The following is a 26,806-nucleotide window of genomic DNA, read 5'->3' as shown; positions in this document are numbered from 1 at the left end:
GTTTTAAATCATTTTCTCTAATCGTACTTTCACTTCCTGATAGCAGGCATTCTCACCCTCCTGGCTCAAAATACTAGGGGTAAGTCTGTTTACTCCGATTGTGTTGCTTGTGATCATTACACAACCTGCTCTAATATCTTCATTGAGCTTGACAATAAACACATATTCCCCATATGGGGATACTACTTTTACCTTTTCGCCTTCACTATAGCCTGACTGTGGATGAAGTTGCACCTTGTTACTTCTAATAAACTGTGTATTGAGTGATTTTCCTGATTTGGGAGAAAGGAGCCAATATGTTTCGTCTTTAGGTTTATTCTTACTCTCTTTTCTATGTTTTCTGAAACGTTTGGTATTGACAAAATCATCATCATACTCTTCAATAAATTCAAACTCATCCTCCTCATCTGCACCAAACCCCTTCGCATACGGAAATGCTTGATATACAGGAGAACAATACTGTTCACCCTCTTTTTCACACTGTTCAAGCCAAAATGCTATGTACTCTTTTTCAGATTTAAGTCCGTCAAAACCAAAAGTATCAAAAAGTATTTTTGTAAAATCATACTCACTGATACCTATATCAGAATCCAATACTTGATTCATCTTCTCTATGTATTGATGTCCGTAACTCAGGCGCACATCCTCTTTTTCAAAAAAGTTCTTGGCAGGGATGACGATCTTTGCCATCTTGGAAGTCTCGTTCTCGTAAAGTCCAAAATAGATAAGGTTCTTTACTCCTTCAAGCTCTTTTTCTACCCTGTTACTGTCAGGCATGGATGCAGCAGGGTTTCCACCCTGCACCAGTACAGTCTCAAACTCCGAGAATGGTGTCGCTGCTTTGGGTACAGTGTCGCATTTCACTGCAAACGGATTGTCAAATCCAAGTTTGGAATTGCTCAAATAGTGTACCCCACACCCCTCTTTACCGAACAGCCCCAGGGTTGCTGCCAAAGAATCTATTGCATGGAGAGTATAGGAACCTATTGAGTATTTTTGAACACCGTTACCAACCAAAAAGACTACTTTCTGATCGCGAAGATACTCTAACATCTCACCCATATCCCCCAATGTCACACCGATATAGGCTAAAATAGCTTTAATTCGATGTTCTCGTGTATAGTCATAGAAATCCTCATACTCAGAGGCAAACTCTTCCATCCACACTACATCTTCACTGTCTTCCATAAAAATAAAACGTGCCAGCATGATCGCCACATAATAGTCCGTACGTGGCTGTATCTGCAGATGCAGATCCGCCTTTTTTGCGATCGCTGTACATACCGGATCAATCACCACCAACTTTTTACCTTCAATAAAAGGCATCATATGGGCATTGGTCACAGTAAGGTTACGTCCCCATACCACAATGGTATCTGCTTTTGCTACCTGTTCTAAAGGTAACGTACGGTTTACCCCTCGTCCAAGTGATATACCGGCATCCCCCGCACCGTCACAGAGACTTCCTCTGGTAAGGCTGCCTCCCAGCTTTTCCATAAAAAGATTGGTTACTTCCTGCATCACCCCAAAGTTGCCTGAGCCACGCCAAAGAAGAGAGCTTTCAGCTTTGAATGCCTCACAAACAGCATCCATAGCTTCCTGAAATTCCACTTCTCTTCCATCAATTGTTGGTTTTTCTATACGAGGCATATCAAAGATATGTTTATTCAAATGACTACAAAGTGCTCCATTACCTGCAGGATGGCTACTGTCACCTTTTATTTTAAATTTTTCACCCTCTTCAACCACTATACTGCATGCATCATAGCAATCCAGCCCACACGCTGTTTTTATCATTTTATCTCAACCTTTACCAGTTTTGAAAAAGTGCCCTGGGGTGCAGGTATATATATCTCTGCTCTATAGGAGGAGATAAACTTTTCATCTGCCACTTGCCATACTCTGTCTACTTTATAGGCTGTTTTTTTCTCATCTATGTAAACTGTTTTATGCTCTATCCCCTCTAGCTCTTCAGGATCTAAAAAGAGTACCAATTTAGCCCTGCTTGTATCTTCTACCTGCGCAAGCGGTGAGCCCGGTGCTACAAAATCTCCTTTGCGTACTATCAGTTTATAAAGATATTTATTCTGAAGTGTTATGGACTTTTTGGCAACCGTATCTTCAAGCATTGCTGCTTTATATTTCATATCGAGTATCTGTTTTTGCAAATTGACTATCTTCTCTTTGGTACTCAAATATTGTGTTTTTGCAGAGCTGAAACTGCTGTAGGCATTGTCTTTTTGTGTTTTTGAAGCCGTAGAGAGTTTAGAGATGCGTCCATAGTAACTTTGTTGACGTTTAACCGTACCCTTAAGTGCATTGGCTATCTCATTGTTAATACTTAACATCTGTTTCAAAAGAGTTATGCTTCTCTTTGTATCTTCCAGATTAACTTTATCAAGTGCATCATCCAAATGTACAACTCTTTTGGAAGCCACCATCGTCCCCTCTGCATCCAGATCAACCTCTGTTACCAATCCGCTTACAGCAGATTTCAAAATCACAGATTCATACGGTTCAACTTTTGCATAGTGTACTTTTGCAAAGATAAATAACGGGGTAAATAAAAGTAAAAATATTTTTTGCATAATCTTGTTCTTTTTTGATTGATTATAGCGAAATGGAGTTAATAGGTGCAACGATAAGCCGGGTTCTGTCATTGGGTAGTTATTTATCTAGGCATACTGTTGCCAATATGCTCAAGCGAAGTATGTGTGCCGACCAAACGGCTTGTGAGACTTATACCATATACTTCTTGCTGCAGACAGGGTTTACCTGGCTACCCGTGTTACCACAGATACCGGTGGGCTCTTACCCCACCCTTTCACCCTTACCAAACGAAGTTTGGCGGTTTACTTTCTGTTGCACTTGCCCTCAGATCACTCTGGCCATCCGTTAGATGGAGTCCTGTCTCACTTGCAGCCCGGACTTTCCTCTCGTGACAAAGATGTCACCAGCAACTACCTGTTACACCTAAAGCGGATTATAGCATAATACTAAAAAATAGACAATCCTGTCTTAGTCGTAAATTTTTCCAAAGCAAGCGTCCCTGCATGAGAGTTGCCATATTTGTTCAGTGCAGGAGACCATACGGCAATGGACATTTTCCCGGGAACGATCGCTGCAATACCGCCGCCAACACCACTTTTTGCAGGCAAGCCTACATGAAAAGCAAACTCACCACTGGCATCATAATGTCCACAGGTCAGCATTACAGCATTTATACGCTTTGCCTGAGAAGGTGTAATAAACTGTTTCTTGGAAATAGGATCTCTCCCGCCAAACGCAAGAAAGAGCATAGAACGGGAGAGCTCTTCTGTATTCATGGTAATCGCACAATGTTTAAAGTAGGTCATCACTGTATTGATCACATCATTCTCAAAATTACCGAAACTCTTCATCAGTCTTGCCAAAGCCAAATTCCTGTCACCATGTTCCATCTCTGACTTTGCCACAGCAGAATCAAAAGAGAGTTTCGGATTACCTGATATCTGGCGTACAAAATGCATGATCACTTCAAGTGTTTTGTATTCATCTTTATAGTGACTTATCAATGTATCTGTAATCGTGATGGCACCCGCATTAATAAAAGGATTGCGCGGAATACCATTCTCATATTCAAGCTGTACCAACGAGTTAAAAGGATTACCCGAAGGTTCTACTCCTACACGTTTATAGAGTTCTCTAGAATAAATATCCAGTGCAAGTGTAAACGTAAAGACTTTGGAGATACTCTGAATAGAGAACTGCTTGCTGCTCTCTCCAACAGAAAAGACCTGACCATCATCGAGTGTCACTGTCATAGCAAACTGTCCTTTTTCCACTTCTGCCAAAGCAGGAATATAATCTGCCACTCTTCCACGCATCAATTCAGGCTGTAGTTCCTCATAAATTTCATTTAATATAGCTTGGTAGTTCATTATGCAATACTTTTTTACATGATTATACTGTAAAAACCAGGAGATAAAAAAAATTTTGATTTTATATGGACTTGAGAGTTGTAACTGAGGGAGTGTACACCAGTACACTCTACTTACGCCTTAACAGCGAGGTATCGGCATTTAGTGCCGACTATGACCGAACGGAACTCCCTCAAAGATGCAGTGAAGCAAGAAAAAAGAATTACATCATTGATTCTAATGCGTATTTTTTTCCTAATTCATATGCTTTTTTATTTACTTCATGTACCTTAGCAGGCACTTTAGAAAGCATTGTATCAATAAGAAGTTGCTCGTCAAGTGCTTTTGTATAGGTATTAGCAATAGCAAGTGCAACAACTGATTGAGTGATCACATTCCCAACTTCTTCTTTGGCAATTGTAATAATAGGTATCTCAACAATATTCCATTTTTTTCTATCTTCTTCTGTCGGATGCACTAGATTTGGCTCAACAACAATTGTAGCACCCTCTCTTACACCGTTTTTGAACTGCTGGTAACTGACATCAGCTACTGAGAGCATAAAATCAATCTCACCATCAATTGCATACGGATAGAAAATCTCTTTATTATCCAGTTGAATATCAACTACTGTCGGTCCGCCACGCACCTGTGATGTGTAGGTTGCAGTTTTTATACCATAACCGCCATCTTTGATCTTTGCCGCAGCAAATATCTCACCGGCAAGAAGTACACCCTGCCCACCAACACCGGTAAATCTCATTACAATTTTACTCATCTGGCAGCTCCTTATAATTTTTTCTCAAAGTCATCTTGGGTAATCACCCCTCTTTGACCTTGTTGCGCTTTTTTAACTTCATCATACATAGCACAGTATTCCAATGCTTCTGTATCTTGCTTAAGAATACCCAGTGGAAGATGATTTTCTTTATCTAATTCTGACATTTCATCCCATTTTCTTTTTGAAACAGTAATGCTGTCAATCCAGTCTAGGTTTGCCATAGCAGATTGCATCTTGTTCTTTCTACCCAGGTTGATATGACAGTTAGAAAGTGCTTCAACAAAAGAGAAACCTTTGTGTTTAAGTGCTTCAACAATGACTTTTTCAAGTTTTTTAGGAGCATTCACTGACTCTCTAGCCACAAAAGAGGCACCTGCCGCTTCTGCCAGTTTACATCCATCAAAAGTAGGATCAATGTTACCTGCTTTTTGAGAGACTGTCCAGAACCCTCTTGGTGTGGTAGGAGAAGTCTGAGAATTTGTCAACCCATAGATAAAGTTATTGATAAGAATCAACGTAATATCGATATTTCTTCTACATCCGTGGATCGTATGGTTACCACCGATCGCCAATGCATCTCCGTCACCTGCCACACAAACGACATATTTATCAGGGTTAGCCAATTTAATACCTGTTGCAAATGCAATGGTTCTTCCGTGCGTAGTGTGTACGGTATTCATATCAACATAAGAAGAGAATCTTCCTGAACATCCGATACCGGACACCAAACACATGTCATCTTTGTTGATACCCAATTTGTCAATCGCTCTGATGAATGACTTCAAAATAACACCATCACCACACCCCCAACACCACAGTGTTGGCATCTTGTCTACTCTTAAATATTGATCATAATTAAATGCCATGGTTAAAATACCTCCTTAACTTTTTCTATAATATCTGCAGGAGAGAAAGGACGACCGTTTGTTTTAGTCAATTTTTCAATATCCAGTCTACCCATTGATCTCTGAATCTCTTCTAGGTACTGCCCTTGATTCAGTTCTACAGAAAGTACTTTGTCAAACTTCTGTCCAAGCTCATGCATTCTTGCCTCCGGAGACGGCCAAAGTGTAATTGGTCTGAACATACCCACTTTTACACCCTCTGCTCTCAGTGTATTGACCGCTTCTCTAATAGCTAATGAAGCTGAACCATAACCAATAATGAGAATATCTGCATCATCAACCATATACTCTTCATTGGATTCGATCTCATCTTGATGTGCTTCCACTTTCTTAAAGAGTCTATCGATTAATTTTCTACATGTCTCGATCTCTTCAGTCGGGAAACCTGTTGGTCCATGGTGAAGTCCTGTCATATGGTATCTATACCCTTTGAACATTGGGTTAAGTACCGCAGGTTCATCTTCCCCTACACCGTAGGGTTGATACTCTTCAGGAGCACCGTCAAATGTTTTTCTTAATTTAATACCTGCCTGCACCTCTTCCAGTGCTGGAATCTCAGCTTTGGCATGCATATGTCCGATTGTTTCATCAAGTAACACAAAAACCGGTTGCATAAACCTGTCCGCCAGGTTAAACGCTCTGACTGTTTCAGTATAACACTCTTCAAGGTTACCCGCACAAACTGTAATAGATTTATAGTCGCCGTGACTTGGGTTTTTAGCCTGAGCTACATCCCCCTGAGATACACGTGTCGGAAGACCTGTAGATGGACCACCTCTCATAACATTGATAACAACCAGCGGGTTCTCTACCATTTGAGCAAGACCAAGGTTTTCCGCTTTCAATGAAATACCGGGACCTGATGTCGCTGTAAATGATCTTACTCCTGACATAGAAGCTCCAATTGCTGCTGCAACACCTGCAATTTCATCTTCCATCTGAATCGCTGCTCCGCCTATTTTAGGGAGCAAGTCAGAAACCACATGCATGATCTCACTTGATGGTGTCAACGGATATCCGGCAAAAAATTTACATCCGGCATCTACTGCTGCTCTTGCAGCGAGTTCGTTACCACTAGATATTACTTCTCTTTTGTTTGACATTAGTTAGCCTCCTTATAATCTGTAGGGATTCTATACCCGTTATTTCGAATTGCCTCTTGTCTTTCTTTCGAAGAGTCAGTGAGTTTTGCAAATTTAAACTCTTTCCTCTCCGCTACATAAATAGCAAAATCAGGACATGAGAGTTCACATTCCTGACATCCGATACATGCATCAGGTTCAATAACACTGATCATTGCACCTAAAGTTGAAGTTGGTTCCTGCTGCATAGAAAGCACACCTGCAGGACATGCATCCACACAGATATCACAGGCTTTACATCTTGACGTATTTACCCAAACTGGAGTATTCTCCGGAGCTGCCATTACTGCCATATTTTCCCCTTTTTATTTTTGAAATATTAAGTGAGATTTGTTATTCACTAAAATTAGGATAGCTTACTTTTTGTAATGTTGGTATGAATAACGTGGAATTATTGTTACTATAAGAGGGGTTGTTACCTTTTGAAGCAACAAAAAGCGTCATAATTTATATGCTATTTTTCTAAATTTGGATTTGAGTTATGTGTGCTTTGGACTTTATAAATTTGAGTAAAAAAGAACTCTATGAGGTAGCTAACTGCATTCACCCCATAAGATGAATGCAGTTAAGGAAAAGGGATTTAAGAAAGAACTTCTTTGACTGCTTTTCCTATTTCTGCCGGAGATATAACTACTTTTACACCTGCTGCTTCAAGTGCATCCATTTTCTCTTTTGCTGTTCCTGCCGAACCGGAGATAATCGCTCCTGCATGTCCCATTCTTTTACCAGGAGGTGCTGATTGACCGGCAATAAATGCCACGACAGGTTTAGTGATATTCTCTTTAATGAATTTTGCAGCCTGAATTTCAAGATCTCCACCGATCTCACCGATCATCACGATTGCTTCTGTCTCTGGATCTGCTTCAAACATAGGAAGAAGTTGTTTGTAGCTAAGACCAATGATCGGGTCACCACCGATACCTACTGCCGTAGTGATACCATATCCTTCATTACAAACCTGATTTGCACCTTCATAAGTAAGTGTTCCTGATTTTGAAATAAGTCCCACATTTCCTTTTTTGAAAATGTTACCCGGCATGATACCGATCTTACACTCTTCAGCAGTAATGACACCGGGGCAGTTTGGCCCAATTGTCATCATCCCGTTTTTCACAGCACATGCTTTGGCTGCCTGCATATCACGTACAGGAGCACCTTCAGTAATGATCACTGCCAGATCAATTCCGGCACTTGCTGCTTCCATTACTGCATCACCGACAAATGCAGGTGGTACAAATACCATAGAAACTGTAGCACCTGTTGCGGCAACTGCTTCTTTTACTGTATTGAATACCGGTTTGCCAAGATGTACCTGTCCACCCTTACCCGGAGTTACCCCACCTACAATATTTGTGCCATATGCCATACACTGCTCAGCATGGAATGTACCTTCACCACCTGTAAATCCCTGCACGATTACTTTTGTATCTTTGTTTACCAAAATACTCATTATAACTCTCCTTTTGCTGCTGCTACTGCTTTTGCTGCACCATCACCAAGATCGGTTGCGGCAATCACATTATCTATATTTGCATTTTTAAGAATCTCTGCTGCTTCAGGTGCATTGGTTCCATCCAATCTTACAATGACCGGTACATTTACATCTACCAGTTTTGTTGCTTCCAAAATACCATTTGCAATTCTGTCACATCTTACGATTCCACCAAAAATGTTTACAAAGATCGCTTTTACATTCGGGTTCTTAAGAATAATCTCAAACCCTTTTGCTACTGTCTCAGCATTGGCTGTACCACCCACATCAAGGAAGTTTGCAGGTGTTCCACCCATATAATTGATCGTATCCATCGTACCCATTGCAAGACCGGCACCGTTCACCATACAACCGATCTCACCATCAAGAGCAATATAGGAGAGTCCATACTGACTTGCTTCTCTCTCGTCTGGATCCTCTTCCGTAATATCTCTCATCGCTTCGATCTCAGGATGTCTGTAAAGTGCAGAGTCATCAAAGCCCATTTTTCCGTCAAGTGCAAGAAAATCCCCCGAGCCTGTTTTAATAAGAGGATTGATTTCGATCATCTCTGCATCGTTTTCCATATAAAGTTTATAGAGTTTTTGAGCAAATTGGATCATCTTTTTTTGTTCAGCTTTATCTGTAATATCTAGACCAAATACCAATTCTCTTCCATGATATCCTTGAAAACCGAATGCCGGATCAACTGCTACTTTAATGATCTTCTCAGGTGTTTTCTCTGCTACCGTCTCAATATCCATACCACCTTCAGTCGAAGCCATAATGATAGGCATCTCAGCTGCTCTGTCAAGTACAACAGAGAGATAAAGTTCATCTTTAATATCTGCCCCGTCTTCAATATAGACTTTTTGAACCAATTTCCCTTCTGGTCCTGTTTGATGCGTTACAAGCGTCATTCCCAAGATCTCATCTGCCAATGTTCTGACTTCATCCAATGATTTAGCAAGCTTCACTCCGCCGCCAAGACCTCGTCCTCCGGCATGGATCTGTGCCTTAACTACCCAAACAGGTCCTCCAAGTTCTTTTGCATTCTCTACTGCTTCATCTACAGAATGAGCAATGATACCTTTTGGTGTAGGTACGCCATACTTTTGGAATATTTGTTTCGCCTGATACTCATGAATATTCATGTGCACTCCTTTTACAATAAGTTCCAATATTATACGTCTATCATAGATAATATTTGGTTAATTGAATTATTATAAGGAGTGATTTTAAAAAAGTGGTAAATATCTACACAGTTGAAAGGTATTTCATCGGTGGGAAATCCCACCGATAAAGAAGATTAGTCCTTAGTCAAAAAAACCACCGTCTTTCAAAATTACAATATTCTCTTTAATAGATTCTACTGCTTTGGCAAACTTTATTTCAGTAACCTCATCCAGATCAAGTTCAATTATCTTTTTGATCCCTCCGGCACCGATCACACAGGGAACCCCCACTGCCACATCTGTATAACCATACTCACCGTTAAGCATAGCACAACTTGGAATAACTTTTTCCTCATCACTTAAGATAGACTCTACCATAACTGATATTGCTCGTCCGGGCGCATAAAATGCTGATGTTTTAAGATATCTTACGATCTGGGCACCACCGTCTTTTGTTTTTGCAGCAATCTCTTCCATATCTTCTTTTGATACAATTTGTGACAGTGGGACACCACCTACATTTGTGATCTCCGGATACGGGATCATATTTTCACCATGTTCACCTATCACCATTGCTCTGGTCTGTGCTGCACCAAATCCTATTTTTTCATGGATTTGATATGCCATACGTAAACTGTCAAGTGCACCACCCATACCAATAATTCTATTTCTGTCCCAACCTGTAATACGGTGCACAACATACGTCATCACATCCAATGGATTTGAAACACAGAGAATAACTGCATTTGGAGAGTAGTTCTTAATATGTTCGGCAACCTCTTTAACAATATCCGCATTAATATATAGCAGGTCCGCTCTTGTCATTTTTTTATTTCTGGGAACACCTGCGGTAATGACAACAAGATCACAATTTTCAAGATCTTCAGGTTTTATTGCTGCTCTGACAACGGTACCTCTTGGAGAATAGTTTGTTGACTGTGCAATATCTATCGCTTTACCTATTGCCATTTCAGGGACAATATCATAAAGTAGTATTTCATGGCATGTACCACTTAATGCCAGCGCATAGGCAGCACTTGCCCCTACTGCTCCTGCCCCTACAATTGCTACTTTTCTAGCTGGCATATCTTTCCTTGTTTTTGATTAAGTTTCACTACAAAAGATAGCTGATTCCTTTTGCATATTCCAAGTTTACGCTATTAACCTGTGTATGCAAAGAACACTATTCCAGACATACACAAATTTTTAGGCTTTAGGCGAGATCATCTCTTCAGGTTTGACATAGGCATCGAACTCTTCAGAAGTCAATAAACCTAAGGTGATTGCTTCTTCTTTAAGTGTTGTACCGTTTATATGGGCTGTTTTAGCGATCTTAGCAGCATTCTCATAGCCTATATGCGGATTCAATGCTGTTACCAGCATTAACGAATCATTAAGAAATTTATCTATATTGTCACTAATCGGCTCAATACCTACAGCACAATTTGTATCAAAACTTCTCATGGTATCTGCAAGCAGCTTTGTTGACTGTAAAATATTATAAGCGATCACTGGTTTAAATACATTCAATTCAAAGTTTCCTTGACTTGCAGCGATCCCTACTGTTGTATCATTTCCCATCACCTGTACTGCAACCATTGTCATTGCTTCTGCCTGTGTAGGATTTACTTTACCAGGCATAATGGATGAGCCCGGTTCGTTTGCAGGGATCTCTATCTCGCCCAAACCACATCTTGGTCCTGATGCCAACCATCTCACATCATTGGCGATCTTCATAAGGTTTGCGGCAAGTGCTTTTAGAGCACCGGAGAGTACCACTTCCGCATCATGACCTGTTAAGGCATGGAATTTGTTCGGCTGAGAGACAAAACCATAGTTTTTAGCCATAAAGTCATTCAGTGTTGCTGCTACTTTTTGTGAAAATTCAGGATGGGAATTTAACCCTGTACCTACTGCTGTACCACCAATAGCAAGCTCTTTACAATAGACAAGTGCATCCTTGATCTGCTTCAGATTTGTTTCAAGCATAGCAACATAGCCGCTTATCTCCTGCCCAAGTGTCAACGGTGTAGCATCCTGAAGGTGTGTTCTACCGATCTTTACAATATCAGAAAAAGCTTTTGCTTTACTCTCCAGTGTAGCTTTAAGCTGTTCCAATGCAGGAATAAGATTATCAGTCACTGCAACCACTTCAGCAATACGCATACCTGTCGGATAGGTATCGTTGGAACTTTGTCCTTTATTGACATCATCATTGGGATGCACAAGATTCTCTTTGGTAAAATCTCCGCCAAGGATCTCTGTTGCTTTGTTCGCGATCACTTCATTCATGTTCATATTTGACTGTGTACCTGAACCGGTCTGCCATACAACCAACGGAAAGTTATCATCGAGTTCCCCTGCAAGCACTGCATCACATGCTTTTGTAATAGCTGAAGTTTTGTCATCATCCAGACGACCTAACTCATGGTTGACCAACGCACATGCTTTTTTAAGATTGGCAAATCCGTAAACAACCTCAATCGGCATTTTTTCATTACCGATCTGAAAGTTCTGTACAGATCGTTGTGTTTGAGCTGCCCAATATTTATCGGCAGGGACTTTCATCTCTCCCATTGTGTCTTTTTCTATTCTGTATTCCATCATTTCTCCTTAATCAAAAAATTTTTTTTCTCTAAGTACGTCAATCATATCTCTTACCGACGCAACACTTTTTGCAAATCTTCTCTTCTGACCTTCGCTCAATGTCATTTCAAAAAGTTTCTCTACCCCTCCTGCACCAAGTGCCACAGGTACACCCGAAACCACATCTGAATGTCCGTAATGACCATCAAGATAGACTGCACACGGATGGATCTGTTTTGTATCTTTCAGGATCGCTTCTGCCATGATCGCTGTAGATTTTGCAGGAGCATAGTAGGCTGAACCTGTTTTAAGATACCCTACGATCTCTGCTCCGCCATGCTTGGTACGTTCCACGATCTCAATGATCTCCTCTTCATCCAACACATCTGTCAAAGGTACGCCGGCAACCGTTGAAAATTTAGGAAGCGGTACCATGTCATCACCATGACCACCCATAACTGATGCACGGATCTGTCCTGCACCATAACCAATCTTTTCATGAATAAAATGTGCCATTCTGGCTGAATCCAGTATCCCTGCCATGCCTATCACTCTCTCTTTGGGGAAACCTGATGCCTTGAGTGCTACGTAAGTCATAACATCAAGCGGATTAGATACCATGATGATCACTGCATCAGGAGCATGTTCTTTTACATCCTGTACTACCTCTTTGGTAATTTCAGCATTGATCATAAGCAGATCGTCTCTGCTCATTCCAGGCTTTCGTGGACTTCCTGCAGTAATAACCACTACATCTGAACCTGCCATACCTGAAGCATCTTCTGCTACAGAAACTATGGTATGCATACGTGCAGCATTTGCTGCTTGGGACATATCTAAAGCTTTACCTCTTGCTACATCTATATTTCTGTCTCTCAGTACAATTTCATGACAGACACCCTTCATTGCCAAAGAGTACGCTACCGTAGCTCCGACATTTCCTGCACCGATGATCGATACTTTTTTACCTTTTCCCATTTCAATCCTTTGTATATAAGTATCATAGAACACTTCAAAAGCAAAACATAAATCATAATGTCAGTTATCAATTATGCTTTGCAGCCAATAAGGCAACAACCGTTCTATGTGCATCTTTTTACACTAGATGCAAAGAAGTGATACACAAGGCAAAATGCCCCGTGTGAAGTGTTTAGACTGACTATATCGCGTCTATTATAGCATTAAGTGTAGCTGATGGTCTCATCGCAGCTTCTGCTTTTGCATCATCAGGATGATAATAGCCACCTATATCTTGTGCTTTACCCTCTACCGCAAGAAGCTCTTCAATAATCTTGTCTTCATTCTCCTGAAGTGCTTTTGCTACAGGGGCAAACCTTTCCGCTAACGCTGTATTCTTTCCATTTGCAAGTGCCTCTGCCCAGTATTGTGCTACATAAAAATGAGAGGCTTTGTTATCTGGTTCACAACATTTTCTAGATGGGGCCTTATTGTTATCAAGGTATCCGTCATTTGCCTCGTCAAGTGCCTCTGTAAGCGCTTGGAGTTTCTCATCTGAGTGTTTTTGACCGATAAATCTTAGGGATTCAGCCAATGCCAAGAATTCACCAAGTGAATCCCATCTCAAGTGACCTTCTTTTAGAAATTGGTCAACATGTTTTGGGGCAGACCCGCCAGCACCAGTTTCATAAAGACCACCACCTGCCAACAACGGAACGATTGAAAGCATTTTTGCTGATGTTCCAAGCTCCAGAATAGGATACATATCTGTGAGGTAGTCTCTTAATACGTTACCTGTCACAGAGATAGTGTTTTTCCCTTCTCTTACTCTTGCATTTGTAAATCTTGTTGCTGCTGCCACATCCATAATTTGAATATCTAAACCATCTGTATCATGATCTGCAAGATATTTGTTTACTTTTTTAATCATTTCAGAATCATGTGCTCTTTTAGAATCTAGCCAGAAGATTGTAGGTACTTTTTCAATACTCGCTCTCTCAACAGCAAGTCTTACCCAGTCTTTAATAGGAATGTCTTTGGCTCTACTCATTCTCCAAATGTCACCTTTTTCAACATTGAAGCTCATAAGCTCTGTTCCATCTTCTGCTGTAACGGTTACTTTTCCATCTTCTGCCATTTCAAATGTTGTTGGATGAGAACCATATTCCTCTGCTTTTTGAGCCATAAGCCCAACATTGGCAACAGAACCCATAGTTGCAACATCGTACTGACCATGCTTTACACAATCGTTAACCATCTCTTCATAAAAAAGACCATAAGAGGCATCAGGAATCACAGCTACACATTCAACAGCATTACCATTTCTATCCCACTGCTTACCACCTTCACGAATCACTACAGGCATAGAAGCATCAATGATCACATCATTGGAAGCATTGAAGTTCGTCTGACCTTTGTCTGAGTCAACCATTGCAATTTTTGGACTATCACTGTCAACAACAGCTTGGAATGCAGCTTTGATCTCTGCTTCTTTTTCATGACCTGCTATTTTTTTCTCTAAATCAGACATTCCCAATCTGGCATTTACCCCAAGCTCTGCAAACAGGTCTGCATATTTTGTAAATACCTCCTGAAAGAATACCTCAAAAGCATGACCAAACATAATTGGGTCAGAAACTTTCATCATGGTCGCTTTAAGGTGAATAGACCATAAAACATTATTTGCTTTTGCCTCATCAATTGTTTTTTGGATAAATGCTCTCAGTTTTTTAATAGACATAAATGTACCATCCAAAACTTCACCCTCAAGAGCATCAATAGTTTTTAACTCTTTACCATTAAGTGCAATCGTCACTTTTTGTGCTTTATCCATAGTTACTGATTTTTCATTCGCATAAAAATCACCATCACCATTCATGTGGGCAACATACGCTTTTGAGTTCTCTTCAAATGCTTTAAGTCTGTGTGGATGGTTTTGTGCAAATCTTTTAACTGCTTTGGCTGCACGTCTGTCTGAGTTTCCTTCTCTTAGCACCGGGTTTACCGCCGAACCTAAACAAGGGTTATATTTAGCTCTGACAGCCTTTTCTTCTTCTGTTTCAGGATTCTCAGGAAAATCAGGAATATCATATCCCTGTTCTTGAAGCTCAGAGATACACTCTTTAAGCTGACCGATAGAAGCTGAAATATTTGGAAGTTTAATAATGTTTCCATCCGGTTGCTGGACCACATTTCCGAGTTCTGCAAGATTGTCTTCTGCAAGACCCATTGCAGCAAGTACTCTTCCTGCCAATGAAATATCTGAAGTTTCTACAGTAACACCTGCTGCCCCTGTAAAGGCATTTACGATTGGTAACAATGAATAGGTTGCCAGTGCCGGCGCTTCATCAATTTTTGACCATATGATCTTTGGTAGTTTTGACATATATTTTCCTTAATTTGATTGATTAGTGATAAAAGTGTAACACTTTTTTAGCGTTAAGCTATTTAAAGTACATGTTACCAAAAAGTTATCTTTATTATTTGTTTCTTTATTACACAAATTTCTCCAAGGTAATAATGCGGTAATAGAAATGAATTACAATTTGACTGTTCAACTGTGACATTTTGTTCATATTTGAGACAAAAAGAGATTCTCCAAATATCTCACACGAAAAAGGATAAAAAATGACAAAAAATCTTATGTTATTTATTACTATAATGTTCATGAGTACCTTGGGCATACAGGCAAATCAGGAACCGGTAACTGCTGAGTTTACCGTTACTCAGGTAGCTCTGGATGCTGCAAATGACAAAGCAGCTGAAGCAGGGTCTGAAGAAGATAAAAATGCTTCAACTGAAGAAACCCGACCAGAAGGAGGTACTGCTGAAGAAAAATAAATTCATAACTAAGACGTTCCTATACTGACGTCCTTATTTATATAGTAACAATTTCGGGTTTTGGGAAATATGATCCCCTTCCTTCAAATAGTTAGAATAACTACATATCATTTTAAAAAATAAGATATATCTTGTCCCCAAGTTAATATATCTTTATTCCCAGAACCCACCATCTCTCTCCTCCTAACTCCAAAGGAGAGAGATACTTTTAGAATCTTCTTATTTATATGCTTTTTCTATATCTTTTACTATCTCAGCAGGTGCAGATGCGATTTTCATAAAATCTGTCATACTTAACAAAGGAAGAGAGAGTGCCAGATAATATTTGGGATGCAGCATCACTGCTTTATTTTCCCTAATAATCACCTCATAAGGAAAGAGTTGTACATTATGTTCTTCTTTTATTGTTTTTAGATATGCATATGTCTTATGCTGAAGTTTATGTCCTACAAGTGTTGTTCCGTTAGAAAGTTGCAGAGAATAGGCTATATATTGTGTTGCATTCTCTTCCCTAAGTCTACTAAGAAGACTATTGCCTTTGGCTACAGTGATCATATCATTCTTATCCGGCATACCAAACATAAAGTTGTAATCTGCAAGCTCATCGAATTCAAATTTATCTTCTGATTCATACATCTCTCCCAAGACTGTCTTTAAATTCAAAAGTGTTTCTTTAAATTGACCATATTTGTATTTATCCTGAAGAAAAGCTGCTCCAAAATAAGATGGGTTCTGTACACGTATTTCACTATTATCATTTACCAATAAGTGTAAAGCTGACAAAAAACTGTTGGTTTTTTGAAGTTCAGCATTCGTAAAAGTCAGTACTGTTTTATGGGGAAGTATTTCATTGACAGAAAGAAGTAAAAAACCATTTGTTTCTAGTTTCTTTTTTACTTTATCTACCGTTTGATAATCAGCTACATAATAGGCAGTTAATATTTTTGGAGCAGTAGTACTCAGAACAAATTTTGCTCCCCTTACTGTCTTTTTTTCTCTTGCTGACTGGAGAGGAAGTACGGCAGAACTTACTACAGGTTTTACCTGAGTAAATCTTTGCAGTTGTACTTCAAGTTTTTTTATTTTCTCTTTAAGATGTTTATTTTCATCCTGAAGAGATACTTTTTCAGAGATACTTTCTTCTATATTTAATTCTGAGGCAAATATAACCCCGATCATGAATACAATTGCTAATATAAACCTGTTTAATTTCATAACAAATCCTTTAAACATTAATAATAGTAATTATATTCTAACTGATTAATCTTAATAAAATATATAATTAATATTTATGTTTAAAGGATGTATGAATATCTTTATCTATTCTTCCAACTCTTCACCTGCGGCTCCAGATTCAAACATACCCATCATACCCGCATTGACTTCCATTGCAAGTTCACGTAGCTTTGGCGGTAGTTTTTTACCACCGTGTATCATAAGATCCAAATTCATAGTATACAGATATATATCACCGTTAGGCTCTTCAATAATTCCTATTCTACAAGGCATAAATCCGACATACTCTGCAGAATAGGTTAAAAATACATCTGCGATAGTAGGAGAACAATAGGAACGGATCTGTGTATAGATACCTGTTTTTCTAGGCATCACCTTATGATCTACCATAGCTAAACCATGTTGACTGGCAACTTCATCCATCACTTCGATCGCATTATCTATTGCCTCTTGTTTTGTCATCCCTTCAGGAATAACCATTTTTTTCTTGAGGATCATCCCTTTTGCCGGATCTCCGGTCTCGAGTACTAGTTTTGCCATATTCGAAAAAGCACCTATTGCCTCAGGGTCAAACTGCTTAAGCATACCGCCATACTTTACACCTATCAAGATCATAGCGGCAATGACCACTGCTCCAATTAATGCTAAAATCGTTTTTAAGAATTTCATTTTTTTCCTTCATATATTTATTTGTAACTACGTTACTGTTTATTACTCTAATTATATTATTCTAAGTTAAAATTAAGATTAATATTAAGATTAACTTATGATTATAAAATATATAATTTTAATTTATAGCTATTCTCTTACTCAATACAGGATCTTTAAGACATTCCGTGTAACACTTTTTACCTTATCTATTTTTTCTATCAGTCTATTTGTGATCTTATCATCTGTATGTATCTTATGCCAACTCTTTTTCCAAAGCATGGTAAGCTCCTTTGAAGCCTCTTCGCATTCAGGTGAAATGAACAAAGAGAGATCACCGATGAGCCCTACTTTTACCCAACCGTCACGGGGGCTGCCTTTAATGCTGTCATGGTCATAATGGTTGGCATAGATGATCTGCTCCAACGTGGAGAGTTCCTTAAGTATCTGAAAACTTGCAATACGTATATTGTTATTGTTTTCATTATGCTCGTATCGCCAGTTGTTATACATAAAACCGAGAACACCGAATACAAAACTGAGCATGACTATGACTTGATAGGTAATGATCTTGTTTTGCAGGGTTTCAAGCGAGAGTCTTTTCATACTTATCTCCATTCAGTCATAATGAAGTGTACACTTTTCACTGTGAAATATATGTGTATTTACTTAGTGCGGTAATATTTTGTGTCTTTAACATTTTGGTAATGTAAGTTGTTTATACTTTAAGTGTTCAAATGGTTTCTATTTGAACCGAAATATCTTGGGAGGAAGATATTGGGTCTACCCTCAATAAATAAAAGGCAGTTATACCATATTACTCCCTCTTTATGTTAAGTAGTTTTATATATAAGTTTTAAGTACGGTCCCTTTTTACTAAAAACCTTATCCTCACCTTCCCTCCAAAGGTGAGAAGTATTTGCTGTCTTATAGAATAGAAAACCTAATCTACGACAGCCAGACTCTCTTCCAGGTAAACCCCAAGCTCTTTCGCCTCTTCCAGGATCATTTCACTCACTTTAAGTTTTGATTCTATGATGACATCGGCATTTTTAGATTTAATACGTAACTCCAATGGTCGTTTTCCATGACACTCTTTGATTAAAACATTCAAATCTCTAATTATTTTTGTATCTTTACTAAGATTAAGTGAAAGAATGAGTGGTGGTTGATCAGATTCAGGGATGTGTTTGACCTCTTTTTCTACTTTGACTTTGGTTTTTTTGGCATCTTTTATGTTAGAGATTTTTAAAATATTCATACGTGTAAAGTCACCATCTTTACTGATTTTGACTTTAAAAGCTATAGGTTTTGTAAGGTCAAAGTCCTCCTCCAGCTCTTTGAGGCGGTTTTCAAAGAGCATGAGTTCAATATTCCCATGCAGATCCATGATATTGGCAATACCAAACTTGTTTCCTTTCTTACTTATCTTCTCCGTAATATTCTCTATCTTCCCTATGAACATTGCCTGTGAACCATCTGCCAGATCATCTATCTCTGAACTTAACGTATAGTTGATACCTGTCAAGGTTTCACGGTATTTGTCCAGAGGATGCCCTGAAACATAAAAGCCTAAGGACTCTTTTTCCATCTCCAATATCTCCATAGGTTCAAATTCCGGCATATCTGCAAGTTCCAGTGTTACAGAAGTCATTTCCTCATCATCACCCCAGAGAGAATTCACTGCCTGCTTTTTGGCATCTCCGGCTTTTTTTGCCATTTCTATGATATCTTCTATCTGAGAAAGCATCGCTTTACGACTATAGCCAAAACTGTCAAATGCCCCTGCTTTGATGAGTGATTCAATGACTTTTTTATTAACTTTAGAGGAGTCAATACGTGAAACAAAGTCTGAAAAGTCTTTAAACTCCTCATTGCCTCTAGCCTCCAGCATAGTATTGATGGCAATATCCCCTGCCCCTTTGACAGCACCCATACCGAACATAACAACTTCATCACCATCTATATTACGTGCTTCAAACATAAGTCCTGATTTATTAATATCCGGTGGAAGAAGTTTGATACCCATACGTTTTAGTTCATCGACATACCGGACAACCTTATCTGTATTATTTTTCTCCAATGTCAAGATCGCCGCCATAAATTCCGTAGGATAGTAATACTTAAGATAAGAGGTATAAAAAGTGATCATTGCATAGGCTGCAGAGTGGGATTTGTTAAAACCATACCCGGCAAACTTTACAATAAGGTCAAACAGATCAAAGGCTTTTTGTCTGTCAAAGCCCTTTTTAACTGCACCGTCAGCAAATTCTCCTTGAAGTTTATCCATCTCAGCTTTAATCTTTTTACCCATTGCCCTACGCACCAAGTCAGCACCACCAAGGCTGAACCCGCCGATGGTCTGCACGATCTGCATGACCTGTTCCTGATAGACAATGACCCCATACGTAGGCTTGAGTATAGGCTCCAGTTCAGGAAACGCATAAGTGATCTCTGCGCGTCCATGCTTACGTTCCACAAAATCATCAAGCATTCCTGATTCCATAGGTCCGGGACGGTAGAGTGCAAGCATTGCAATAACATCTTCAAAACCGTTTGGTTTGAGCTTTTTCGCCAAGTCCTGCATTCCTGCCGATTCTATCTGGAAAAGTCCAAGTGTCTCACCTGTGCCTATATACTCATACACAGCAGGATCTTCAATATTCTCTTCAACAAAGTTGATCCGTTTACCGTGACGACGCTCTACAAGCTGCAGTGCTTCTTCAATGACCGTCAATGTTTTAAGCCCAAGGAAGTCAAACTTGATCAGGTCAACATCTTCTACATATTTCCCGCTGTACTGCGTTGCCAGTGTATCCAGTCCAGAAGGTTTGAAAAGCGGTGTCTTCTGCCAAAGCGGTTCATTCGATATAACCACCCCTGCGGCATGCGTTCCTGCATTACGGTTCAGTCCTTCCAGTGCCAAAGCATATTCCCAGGTACGTTTTGCCTGAGGATCACTCTCAAGCAGCTCTTTGATCTTGGGCTCTTTTGCATATGAGTTTTTAAGATCTATCCCCAACTCATCAGGAATAAGCTTTGCCATGGCATCTGCTTTGGCATAAGGCATATCAAGCACACGTGCCACATCACGAATGACCCCTTTGGCAAGCAACTTACCGAAAGTAATGATCTGTGCCACATTCACTCGTCCGTATTTCTCTACCACATAGTCCAGTATCTCCTGACGGCGTGCCTGACAGAAGTCCATATCGATATCCGGCATAGAGATACGTTCAGGGTTCAAAAAACGCTCAAAAAGCAATCCGTAAGGCATCGGGTCAATATCGGTGATCTCAAGAGAGAAAGCCACAAGAGAACCTGCGGCAGAACCACGTCCCGGTCCCACAGGAATACCCATTTGCTTTGCTGCATCCACAAAATCCCAAACGATCAGCATATAACCTGGGAACTTCATAGAATTAATAATGTCCATTTCAACTTTTAGTCTATCTCTATACTCCTGATGCTTCTCTTCCGGGACAATTTTAAGACGTTTTTCCAAGCCTTTTTTGGACTCTTCTACAAAAAGAATCCTATCGTTTTCCAATGAATATTCCATATCCGGTTCAGGAAGTTCAATACCGGATTCTGCCGCTCTCTCTCTGGCAAACTTAAAGTTAGGCGGTGTCGGATTCCCCAGTTTTATCTCAAGGTTACATTTGTCTGCTATCTCCTGCGTATTCTCAAGTGCTTCGGGAATATCCGCAAAAAGTTCTGCCATCTGCTGGGGTGACTTGACATAGAACTCATGCACAGAGTGACGCAAACGGTTTGGGTCATCATAGAGTTTGTTCATCGCAATACACATGAATGCCTCATGAGCATCGGCATCTTTTTGTACTGTGTAGTGCGTATCATTGGTTGCAATGATCTTAATGCCTGTCTCTTGGGAGAGTTGAATGATCTGCTTGTCAATACGGTGCTGATCACCGATCCCGTGACGCATAAGTTCCAGATAAAAGTCATCACCAAAGACTTCTTTGTATTTGAGTGCTACCTGTTTTGCTTCTTCATAGCCCTTTGCACCGAACTTTTTATTTCGATCACTGAGGTTCATGTGCCAGTTGATTTCACCTTGCAGACAGGCAGAAGAACAGACAAGCCCCTCTGCATTCTCTTTGAGTAAGTCCCAGTTGATACGCGGATAGTAGTAGAATCCTTCAATATAGGCTTTAGAGCTGAGATACATTAGGTTCTTATACCCTGTTTCATTCTTTGCATACAGACAGAGGTGAAAACGCTGACGTACAGACTTGTCACCCAACTCTTCCTGGTTATGCACATAGGCTTCCATACCTATGATAGGTTTGATACCCTCTTTTCGCATCGTATTATAAAAGTCGATCGTCCCGAACATATTACCGTGGTCAGTCATGGCTACAGAGGTCATGCCCAACTCTTTTACCTTCTTTGCCAAAGCTTTGATCTTGTTTGCACCATCAAGCAGAGAGTACTCCGTATGAAGGTGTAAATGGGTAAATGACGGGGTTGACTTTGGTTCTTCTGACATAGGCTACCTTTACGAATAATAGGCTTTTAATATAGCAGAGTTTAGGTAAAAACAGATTGAAATTTTAGAGATGATTTTGTATAAATCTCTCTATGGACGCAAACACCTCATCATGTCCTTTATCTGCCAGAATACTATGTCTGTTTCGCGGAAGAAGAAGCAGTTTTTTATCTTTGGATCCTACATTGTTGTAAATGAGTTGTGCACTCTCTGCTTTTACAGTCGGGTCATTGTCCCCCTGTATAATGAGTATAGGAGCTGTAACATTTTTCACGATCAGTTCTACTTTGGACATGACTTTTTCAAGCTGTGCCACAGAAGAGAGAGGATGCCTGTGATAATTGACAGCCGGCTGTTCCGTATGGGAATTGTCTATCCATTCCATGATACCTTTGGCATGTAAATACCCTACCATTTCATTAAAGAGCTGCAGTGTCGGTACTACATAACTCACACGAAGATCATGTAGTTTCAAAGCAGAATTGATCACGATGACACCATCGACTTTGTACTGTGCAGCATGTAAAAGGGCAAGCAATCCGCCTGTGGAGAATCCTCCTATAAAAACTTTCGTACATACCTGTCTCATAGCCGTAAATGCCCGTTCAAAATCTGTCTCCCAATCTTTGGCACTGACATTTTTAAGCGCCTGTGGATCAGTTCCGTGCCCTCGCAGTCTTGGCACATAGACATTGATACCTTTGGCAAACAGGTACTCAGCCAATGTACGTATCTCTTTGGGTGCTGCCATATACCCGTGGGAAAAAACCAGACCTGTTTCATTTTTGTCATCATACAGTACAATGGGTGCACCTTTATCTTCTTTCGCGGGTGTGTCTTCATGATAGAGTCTGTACTCCGTTTCATAATACCCCCAGTCACTTTTTTTCAAATGTTCAAAGTTATCTTCTCTTAACTCCTTTTCACTGTAAAGACTGTTCTCTTTTGCCATTTTAACAATGGGTTTCTGCCATTTTATCTCATTGAGTATCACCTGAAGGGTATTCTTTACTCTGACTTTATGAAAAGGGTATGCTTTTTCAAGAAGTGATCTGTCAAACAAATATTCTCCGTCACTGTCCTGATAGAGAATGTGCTGCTTGGTCGCAAGTTCAATGGCTGAGACAAAAGGTTCATAGTTCTCATCGAGTATCAGTTTGAAAAGTTCTTTCTGAAGCTCTTCATGAAGATTGTAATCTTCAAAATTTCTCAAGGAACGTCCGTTTTTGTAAATAAGTGTTTTCAGATAAGAAGGACAGACTTTCACCGTAGGCATAGTAACCAGACTTAAAATGAAAATATGGTCAAAATGTATTTGCATTTGGGAATAGACCCTTTTCATCGTATCATTGGTTAAAGTTTTACGTTTCTTATCGATGGTTTCATTAATCTTTTGCTTATCATAAAGTGTTTTTTCATCTGCCATAAATTCTTTTAAATACCCATCTAAAGAGATTGCTTTACCAAAACGTATATTCATATGCGCATCCATGAGAAGATTGACTTCTATTTCCAGTTCTTCAAACAGTCTAGTATTACGTTGATGGACTTTACTGTCTATCCATGTTAAAAATCGATTTTTCCCCGGACGTATAGGATAATAGGTGATGGAGATAGGTACCATTTTGACTTCCAAAGTATTGTCTATCCCCGTAGAATCTACTCCCATAGAAGAACAAAAACGTTTGAGTTCATCTTTCCTATGGTACTTGGCTCTGTATTGTGCCATTCTTGCTTTCAGTGCCATCACAGCTGCACCTGTATGCACAGGACCTTCATACTCAGGGGAGTGGGTACAAAACTCCCCCTTATCAAAGGTAATTTTTTTATTTTTTACCATATACCCCTCAGGGTAAATCACCCAATCTGAACGCCCTTTTAAAAGGTCTTCAATGATAATACAGTCACGGGCTTTATTTTTATTGGAAATAGTTCCTACCCAGCGCATATACTTGCCCAACAGCCCGACAAATACACCGTCATCTGCCAAAGATCGTGATGTTCTTCCATAAGTTTCATAAAGCATATGAGGCACGACAAAAGTCTCAAAACGTGTAAAATGGTTGGCGACAAAAAGCACAGGAGAATCAGGGATATTTTCTCCCGAAACAGTAATGTTCGCACCTGAAAATTTACGTATGAGGTAGATTAGAAAAGAGCTGAATTTCAGTGTCAATCGCATCATTCAGCCTTTTTATCTTTTCTCTTTTTGGGTTTACGGAAATAGTCCTCATGTTTAAAACTATCTACTGTGATGATTTCATGCTGTAAAGCCCTCGCTTTTTCTAGTTCTTTTTTCTCACCTTCTGTGAGTCTTTCTTCATTTTTTTCTTTACTCAAACTCTCTTTGGCTGCCTGCATTTGATGGGTTGCTTCGAGGAGTTGTCTTGCACGTTCACCCATATAGATGTTTCCACAGATATGCTCCCGTACTTCATCATATTCACTGAGTAACGTAGCGATGTGATGTAAACTTTTATCTTTTGTCGTTTCCCCCATAGGGTTGATACGTGACATATAACTCCATACTCTCAAAGGAATCCCCATCGCTCCTGGCATTAAATTTTTCAAGATCCCTCTAAAAGCGATGTCTATTTTTCCAAAAGCATCTTCGACTGCTACTTCTAAAAACAGGACATCATTCTGCCTTCTACCCTCTTGCTCATACCGTTTAAGTGCTGCAGTTATGAGGTACATCTGTGCCAAGATATCTCCAAAACGACCTGAGACTGACTCTCTACGTTTTAAGCTTGCTCCCATGAGTCCTAAAGCAACATCAGAGAGAAAGGCGAACTTCGCAGATTCCCAGGCAAGTTTCTGTTCATAGCGTCCTGCCACACCAGAGGTTACAGGCATATGTGCATACCCTCTTGTAACGCCAAGCACCAATGCTCTTGCCTTGTTGCGTAGCACGTGTCCTACATGAGAAAAAAGTAAGCTATCAAAGGCTTTTACATCTCCAGCTTCGAGTGCTTCTATTTGGGCATAGGCATAGGGATGACAACGTATCATCCCCTGCCCAAACATAATGAGTGTTCTCGTCATAATATTCGCTCCCTCCACCGTGATGGCAACAGGTGCACCAAAGTACGCATGGGCAAGCAAGTTACGAGGCCCTCTACTGATGGCTGCCCCTCCTTGTATATCCATCGCATCCATTACATTGCGTCTAAACATTTCTGTACTTTGGTACTTCATGATGGCATTGGCAACAGCAGGCTTTTTGCCTGCGTTGATAGCACCAAGCGTAAAGGTCTTGGCTGCATCGAGCATATAGGTACTTGCACCCAAACGTCCAAGCACTTCTGCTATCCCCTCAAACTTGGCAATGCTCAGTCCAAACTGGTAGCGTACCACTGCATAGGTTGAAGCCACATAGGTTGCCAGTTTAGAGCCGCCTGTACTTGTACTGGGAAGTGAGATACCACGTCCCACAGCCAGAGACTCCATAAGCATACGCCAGCCGTTACCCAATCCAGACTCTCCACCTATGACATCGTCTATACCGATGATGACATCTTTACCTATGAGCGGTGCATTGACAAAAGGCACATTCAGAGGGTCATGCCGTCTGCTTTGGTCTACCCCTTTAAGCTTAGCATCCACCAAAGCACAGGTAATTCCCCACTCTTTGCCTTTACCCAAGATATTTTCAGGGTCTTTGAGCACAAAAGCCAGTCCTATCACTGTAGCGATGGCAGAGAGGGTAATGTAACGCTTCTCAAAGTTCAGACGTATCTTTATCTCTCCGTCCTCATCTCTAAACACCACACCCTCAGACTGAATCGAGCCTGCATCAGAACCTGCTTCAGGTTCAGTCAGAGCAAAACAAGGGATGTCACGTCCATCTGCCAGTCTAGGTAGGTAGTGCTCTTTTTGTGCCTCTGTCCCATAGTGCAGGAGTAGTTCCGCAGGACCAAGTGAGTTAGGTACCATGACGGTAATGGCAAGCACTTGTGAGTGTGAAGCGAGTTTTTCTATGACACAGGAATGTCCATAGGCAGAGAACCCAAGACCACCCTGCTCTTTAGGGATGATCATCCCAAAAAACTTCTTCTCTTTGATGTACTTCCACACCTCTTTTGGCAAGTCTCTACTCTCAAAGACTTCCCAGTCAGAAGTCATGGCACAGACTTCGTTTACCTCGTTGTCTATGAAGTTTTGTTCTTCTTGACTCAGTACTGGGTAAGGGTTGGCAAAGATTTTCTCAAAGTCAGGCTTCCCAGAAAAGAGTTCGCCTTCTACCCACACATCCCCTGCGCGAAGGGCTGTCTTTTCGGTATCGGAGATCTTGGGGAGGAGTCCTTTTTTTTCTATGAGATTAAAGAGGTTTTGTGTAATGAGCTTTACTCGTGTAGGTTTGTGCAAGAACACAACACCCACTGCTACCAAAGGCACAAACCACAGCCATGAAGCCCCACAGCCCAGTAAAAACAGAGCCAAAGCCGCAAACCAAGCCCACAAAGGCGCTGCAAAATACGCCAAAGCCACTGCCACCACAATAAAGAGTAAAAGTCCCATACCGTGCCTCCTAAAATTTGTTTATTTTATGTATAGTTTATGATAGCTTTTTGGGTGTGGGGTTGGTGTGGAGTTTTTAGGTTTAGATACTGCATTGTATCTTGTGATATAATATATCATCAACTAACACT

General features: G+C 40.2%; 20 protein-coding genes and 1 other RNA gene. 1 reads left to right on the top strand and 20 read right to left on the bottom strand.

Annotated elements, in window-relative coordinates; genetic code table 11:
- Window positions 1–3: 3 nt before the first annotated feature.
- The 14 genes from MVE01_RS07365 to MVE01_RS07300 form a co-directional block, all read right to left on the bottom strand.
- Window positions 4–1,797 (bottom strand): molybdopterin-dependent oxidoreductase, encoded by a 1,794-nt coding sequence (locus MVE01_RS07365; RefSeq protein WP_472561535.1) that lies wholly within the window; start codon window positions 1,795–1,797, stop codon window positions 4–6.
- A complete protein-coding gene (locus MVE01_RS07360; protein WP_472561534.1) occupies window positions 1,794–2,588 on the bottom strand; it encodes an HlyD family secretion protein in 795 nt (264 codons plus the stop codon). Before MVE01_RS07360 ends, MVE01_RS07365 begins: the two co-directional genes overlap by 4 nt.
- A gap of 38 nt (window positions 2,589–2,626) precedes the next feature.
- An RNA gene (gene rnpB, locus MVE01_RS07355) (RNase P RNA component class A) lies at window positions 2,627–2,976 on the bottom strand.
- A 20-nt stretch (window positions 2,977–2,996) separates the two neighbouring features.
- The gene (locus MVE01_RS07350) at window positions 2,997–3,920 is read right to left on the bottom strand and encodes a glutaminase (RefSeq protein WP_472561533.1); all 924 of its coding nucleotides are present in this window, start codon (window positions 3,918–3,920) and stop codon (window positions 2,997–2,999) included.
- 202 nt (window positions 3,921–4,122) lie between these two features.
- The gene (locus MVE01_RS07345; RefSeq protein ID WP_472561532.1) at window positions 4,123–4,677 is read right to left on the bottom strand and encodes a 2-oxoacid:acceptor oxidoreductase family protein; all 555 of its coding nucleotides are present in this window, start codon (window positions 4,675–4,677) and stop codon (window positions 4,123–4,125) included.
- A gap of 11 nt (window positions 4,678–4,688) precedes the next feature.
- Window positions 4,689–5,546 carry a 2-oxoglutarate ferredoxin oxidoreductase subunit beta gene (locus MVE01_RS07340; RefSeq protein ID WP_472561531.1) on the bottom strand — a complete coding sequence of 286 codons (858 nt, stop codon included), beginning with the start codon at window positions 5,544–5,546 and terminating at the stop codon, window positions 4,689–4,691.
- A 2-nt stretch (window positions 5,547–5,548) separates the two neighbouring features.
- On the bottom strand, window positions 5,549–6,688 hold the full coding sequence (locus MVE01_RS07335) for a 2-oxoglutarate synthase subunit alpha (protein ID WP_472561530.1): 1,140 nt from the start codon (window positions 6,686–6,688) through the stop codon (window positions 5,549–5,551).
- Window positions 6,688–7,020 (bottom strand): 4Fe-4S dicluster domain-containing protein, encoded by a 333-nt coding sequence (locus tag MVE01_RS07330; RefSeq protein ID WP_472561529.1) that lies wholly within the window; start codon window positions 7,018–7,020, stop codon window positions 6,688–6,690. The genes MVE01_RS07335 and MVE01_RS07330 overlap by 1 nt, the downstream gene beginning before the upstream one ends.
- Window positions 7,021–7,307: 287 nt before the next feature.
- Complete coding sequence (gene sucD / locus MVE01_RS07325) at window positions 7,308–8,177, bottom strand: succinate--CoA ligase subunit alpha (protein ID WP_472561528.1); 870 nt, start codon at window positions 8,175–8,177, stop codon at window positions 7,308–7,310.
- Window positions 8,177–9,352, bottom strand: coding sequence for an ADP-forming succinate--CoA ligase subunit beta (gene sucC / locus MVE01_RS07320; protein ID WP_472561527.1), 1,176 nt, complete (start codon window positions 9,350–9,352; stop codon window positions 8,177–8,179). The genes sucD and sucC overlap by 1 nt, the downstream gene beginning before the upstream one ends.
- A 162-nt stretch (window positions 9,353–9,514) precedes the next feature.
- On the bottom strand, window positions 9,515–10,459 hold the full coding sequence (locus MVE01_RS07315) for a malate dehydrogenase (RefSeq protein ID WP_472561526.1): 945 nt from the start codon (window positions 10,457–10,459) through the stop codon (window positions 9,515–9,517).
- 120 nt (window positions 10,460–10,579) lie between these two features.
- Window positions 10,580–11,977 (bottom strand): class II fumarate hydratase, encoded by a 1,398-nt coding sequence (fumC, locus tag MVE01_RS07310; RefSeq protein WP_472561525.1) that lies wholly within the window; start codon window positions 11,975–11,977, stop codon window positions 10,580–10,582.
- Between the two features lie 9 nt (window positions 11,978–11,986).
- Window positions 11,987–12,937, bottom strand: coding sequence for a malate dehydrogenase (gene mdh, locus MVE01_RS07305; protein WP_472561524.1), 951 nt, complete (start codon window positions 12,935–12,937; stop codon window positions 11,987–11,989).
- A gap of 181 nt (window positions 12,938–13,118) precedes the next feature.
- Window positions 13,119–15,302 carry an NADP-dependent isocitrate dehydrogenase gene (locus MVE01_RS07300; RefSeq protein ID WP_472561523.1) on the bottom strand — a complete coding sequence of 728 codons (2,184 nt, stop codon included), beginning with the start codon at window positions 15,300–15,302 and terminating at the stop codon, window positions 13,119–13,121.
- A 242-nt stretch (window positions 15,303–15,544) separates the two neighbouring features.
- Between MVE01_RS07300 and MVE01_RS07295 the strand changes: the two genes are divergently transcribed.
- The gene (locus MVE01_RS07295; RefSeq protein WP_472561522.1) at window positions 15,545–15,757 is read left to right on the top strand and encodes a hypothetical protein; all 213 of its coding nucleotides are present in this window, start codon (window positions 15,545–15,547) and stop codon (window positions 15,755–15,757) included.
- 219 nt (window positions 15,758–15,976) lie between these two features.
- Here the strand turns inward: MVE01_RS07295 and MVE01_RS07290 are convergent, their stop codons facing one another.
- From MVE01_RS07290 to MVE01_RS07265, 6 genes are all read right to left on the bottom strand, one after another.
- Window positions 15,977–16,972: a hypothetical protein gene (locus MVE01_RS07290; RefSeq protein WP_472561521.1), complete on the bottom strand. Its 996-nt coding sequence runs from the start codon at window positions 16,970–16,972 to the stop codon at window positions 15,977–15,979.
- Between the two features lie 105 nt (window positions 16,973–17,077).
- On the bottom strand, window positions 17,078–17,662 hold the full coding sequence (locus MVE01_RS07285; protein ID WP_472561520.1) for a DUF302 domain-containing protein: 585 nt from the start codon (window positions 17,660–17,662) through the stop codon (window positions 17,078–17,080).
- Between the two features lie 141 nt (window positions 17,663–17,803).
- A complete protein-coding gene (locus MVE01_RS07280; protein ID WP_472561519.1) occupies window positions 17,804–18,247 on the bottom strand; it encodes a hypothetical protein in 444 nt (147 codons plus the stop codon).
- A gap of 337 nt (window positions 18,248–18,584) precedes the next feature.
- On the bottom strand, window positions 18,585–22,154 hold the full coding sequence (dnaE, locus tag MVE01_RS07275) for a DNA polymerase III subunit alpha (RefSeq protein WP_472561518.1): 3,570 nt from the start codon (window positions 22,152–22,154) through the stop codon (window positions 18,585–18,587).
- 64 nt (window positions 22,155–22,218) lie between these two features.
- On the bottom strand, window positions 22,219–24,336 hold the full coding sequence (locus MVE01_RS07270; RefSeq protein ID WP_472561517.1) for an alpha/beta fold hydrolase: 2,118 nt from the start codon (window positions 24,334–24,336) through the stop codon (window positions 22,219–22,221).
- Window positions 24,336–26,675: an acyl-CoA dehydrogenase gene (locus MVE01_RS07265; protein WP_472561516.1), complete on the bottom strand. Its 2,340-nt coding sequence runs from the start codon at window positions 26,673–26,675 to the stop codon at window positions 24,336–24,338. The genes MVE01_RS07270 and MVE01_RS07265 overlap by 1 nt, the downstream gene beginning before the upstream one ends.
- Between the last annotated feature and the right edge of the window lie 131 nt (window positions 26,676–26,806).

This window comes from Sulfurovum sp., from assembly GCA_026990595.1.
Taxonomy (GTDB): Bacteria; Campylobacterota; Campylobacteria; order Campylobacterales; family Sulfurovaceae; genus Sulfurovum.
This window is presented reverse-complemented; position numbering and strand designations above follow the sequence as displayed.

Bases quoted from the DNA above. Each gene is read 5' to 3' on its own strand.
- MVE01_RS07365 (WP_472561535.1), bottom strand. From the start codon at position 1,797: ATGATAAAAACAGCGTGTGGGCTGGATTGCTATGATGCATGCAGTATA.
- MVE01_RS07360 (WP_472561534.1), bottom strand. From the start codon at position 2,588: ATGCAAAAAATATTTTTACTTTTATTTACCCCGTTATTTATCTTTGCA.
- MVE01_RS07350 (WP_472561533.1), bottom strand. From the start codon at position 3,920: ATGAACTACCAAGCTATATTAAATGAAATTTATGAGGAACTACAGCCT.
- MVE01_RS07345 (WP_472561532.1), bottom strand. From the start codon at position 4,677: ATGAGTAAAATTGTAATGAGATTTACCGGTGTTGGTGGGCAGGGTGTA.
- MVE01_RS07340 (WP_472561531.1), bottom strand. From the start codon at position 5,546: ATGGCATTTAATTATGATCAATATTTAAGAGTAGACAAGATGCCAACA.
- MVE01_RS07335 (WP_472561530.1), bottom strand. From the start codon at position 6,688: ATGTCAAACAAAAGAGAAGTAATATCTAGTGGTAACGAACTCGCTGCA.
- MVE01_RS07330 (WP_472561529.1), bottom strand. From the start codon at position 7,020: ATGGCAGTAATGGCAGCTCCGGAGAATACTCCAGTTTGGGTAAATACG.
- sucD (WP_472561528.1), bottom strand. From the start codon at position 8,177: ATGAGTATTTTGGTAAACAAAGATACAAAAGTAATCGTGCAGGGATTT.
- sucC (WP_472561527.1), bottom strand. From the start codon at position 9,352: ATGAATATTCATGAGTATCAGGCGAAACAAATATTCCAAAAGTATGGC.
- MVE01_RS07315 (WP_472561526.1), bottom strand. From the start codon at position 10,459: ATGCCAGCTAGAAAAGTAGCAATTGTAGGGGCAGGAGCAGTAGGGGCA.
- fumC (WP_472561525.1), bottom strand. From the start codon at position 11,977: ATGGAATACAGAATAGAAAAAGACACAATGGGAGAGATGAAAGTCCCT.
- mdh (WP_472561524.1), bottom strand. From the start codon at position 12,937: ATGGGAAAAGGTAAAAAAGTATCGATCATCGGTGCAGGAAATGTCGGA.
- MVE01_RS07300 (WP_472561523.1), bottom strand. From the start codon at position 15,302: ATGTCAAAACTACCAAAGATCATATGGTCAAAAATTGATGAAGCGCCG.
- MVE01_RS07295 (WP_472561522.1), top strand. From the start codon at position 15,545: ATGACAAAAAATCTTATGTTATTTATTACTATAATGTTCATGAGTACC.
- MVE01_RS07290 (WP_472561521.1), bottom strand. From the start codon at position 16,972: ATGAAATTAAACAGGTTTATATTAGCAATTGTATTCATGATCGGGGTT.
- MVE01_RS07285 (WP_472561520.1), bottom strand. From the start codon at position 17,662: ATGAAATTCTTAAAAACGATTTTAGCATTAATTGGAGCAGTGGTCATT.
- MVE01_RS07280 (WP_472561519.1), bottom strand. From the start codon at position 18,247: ATGAAAAGACTCTCGCTTGAAACCCTGCAAAACAAGATCATTACCTAT.
- dnaE (WP_472561518.1), bottom strand. From the start codon at position 22,154: ATGTCAGAAGAACCAAAGTCAACCCCGTCATTTACCCATTTACACCTT.
- MVE01_RS07270 (WP_472561517.1), bottom strand. From the start codon at position 24,336: ATGCGATTGACACTGAAATTCAGCTCTTTTCTAATCTACCTCATACGT.
- MVE01_RS07265 (WP_472561516.1), bottom strand. From the start codon at position 26,675: ATGGGACTTTTACTCTTTATTGTGGTGGCAGTGGCTTTGGCGTATTTT.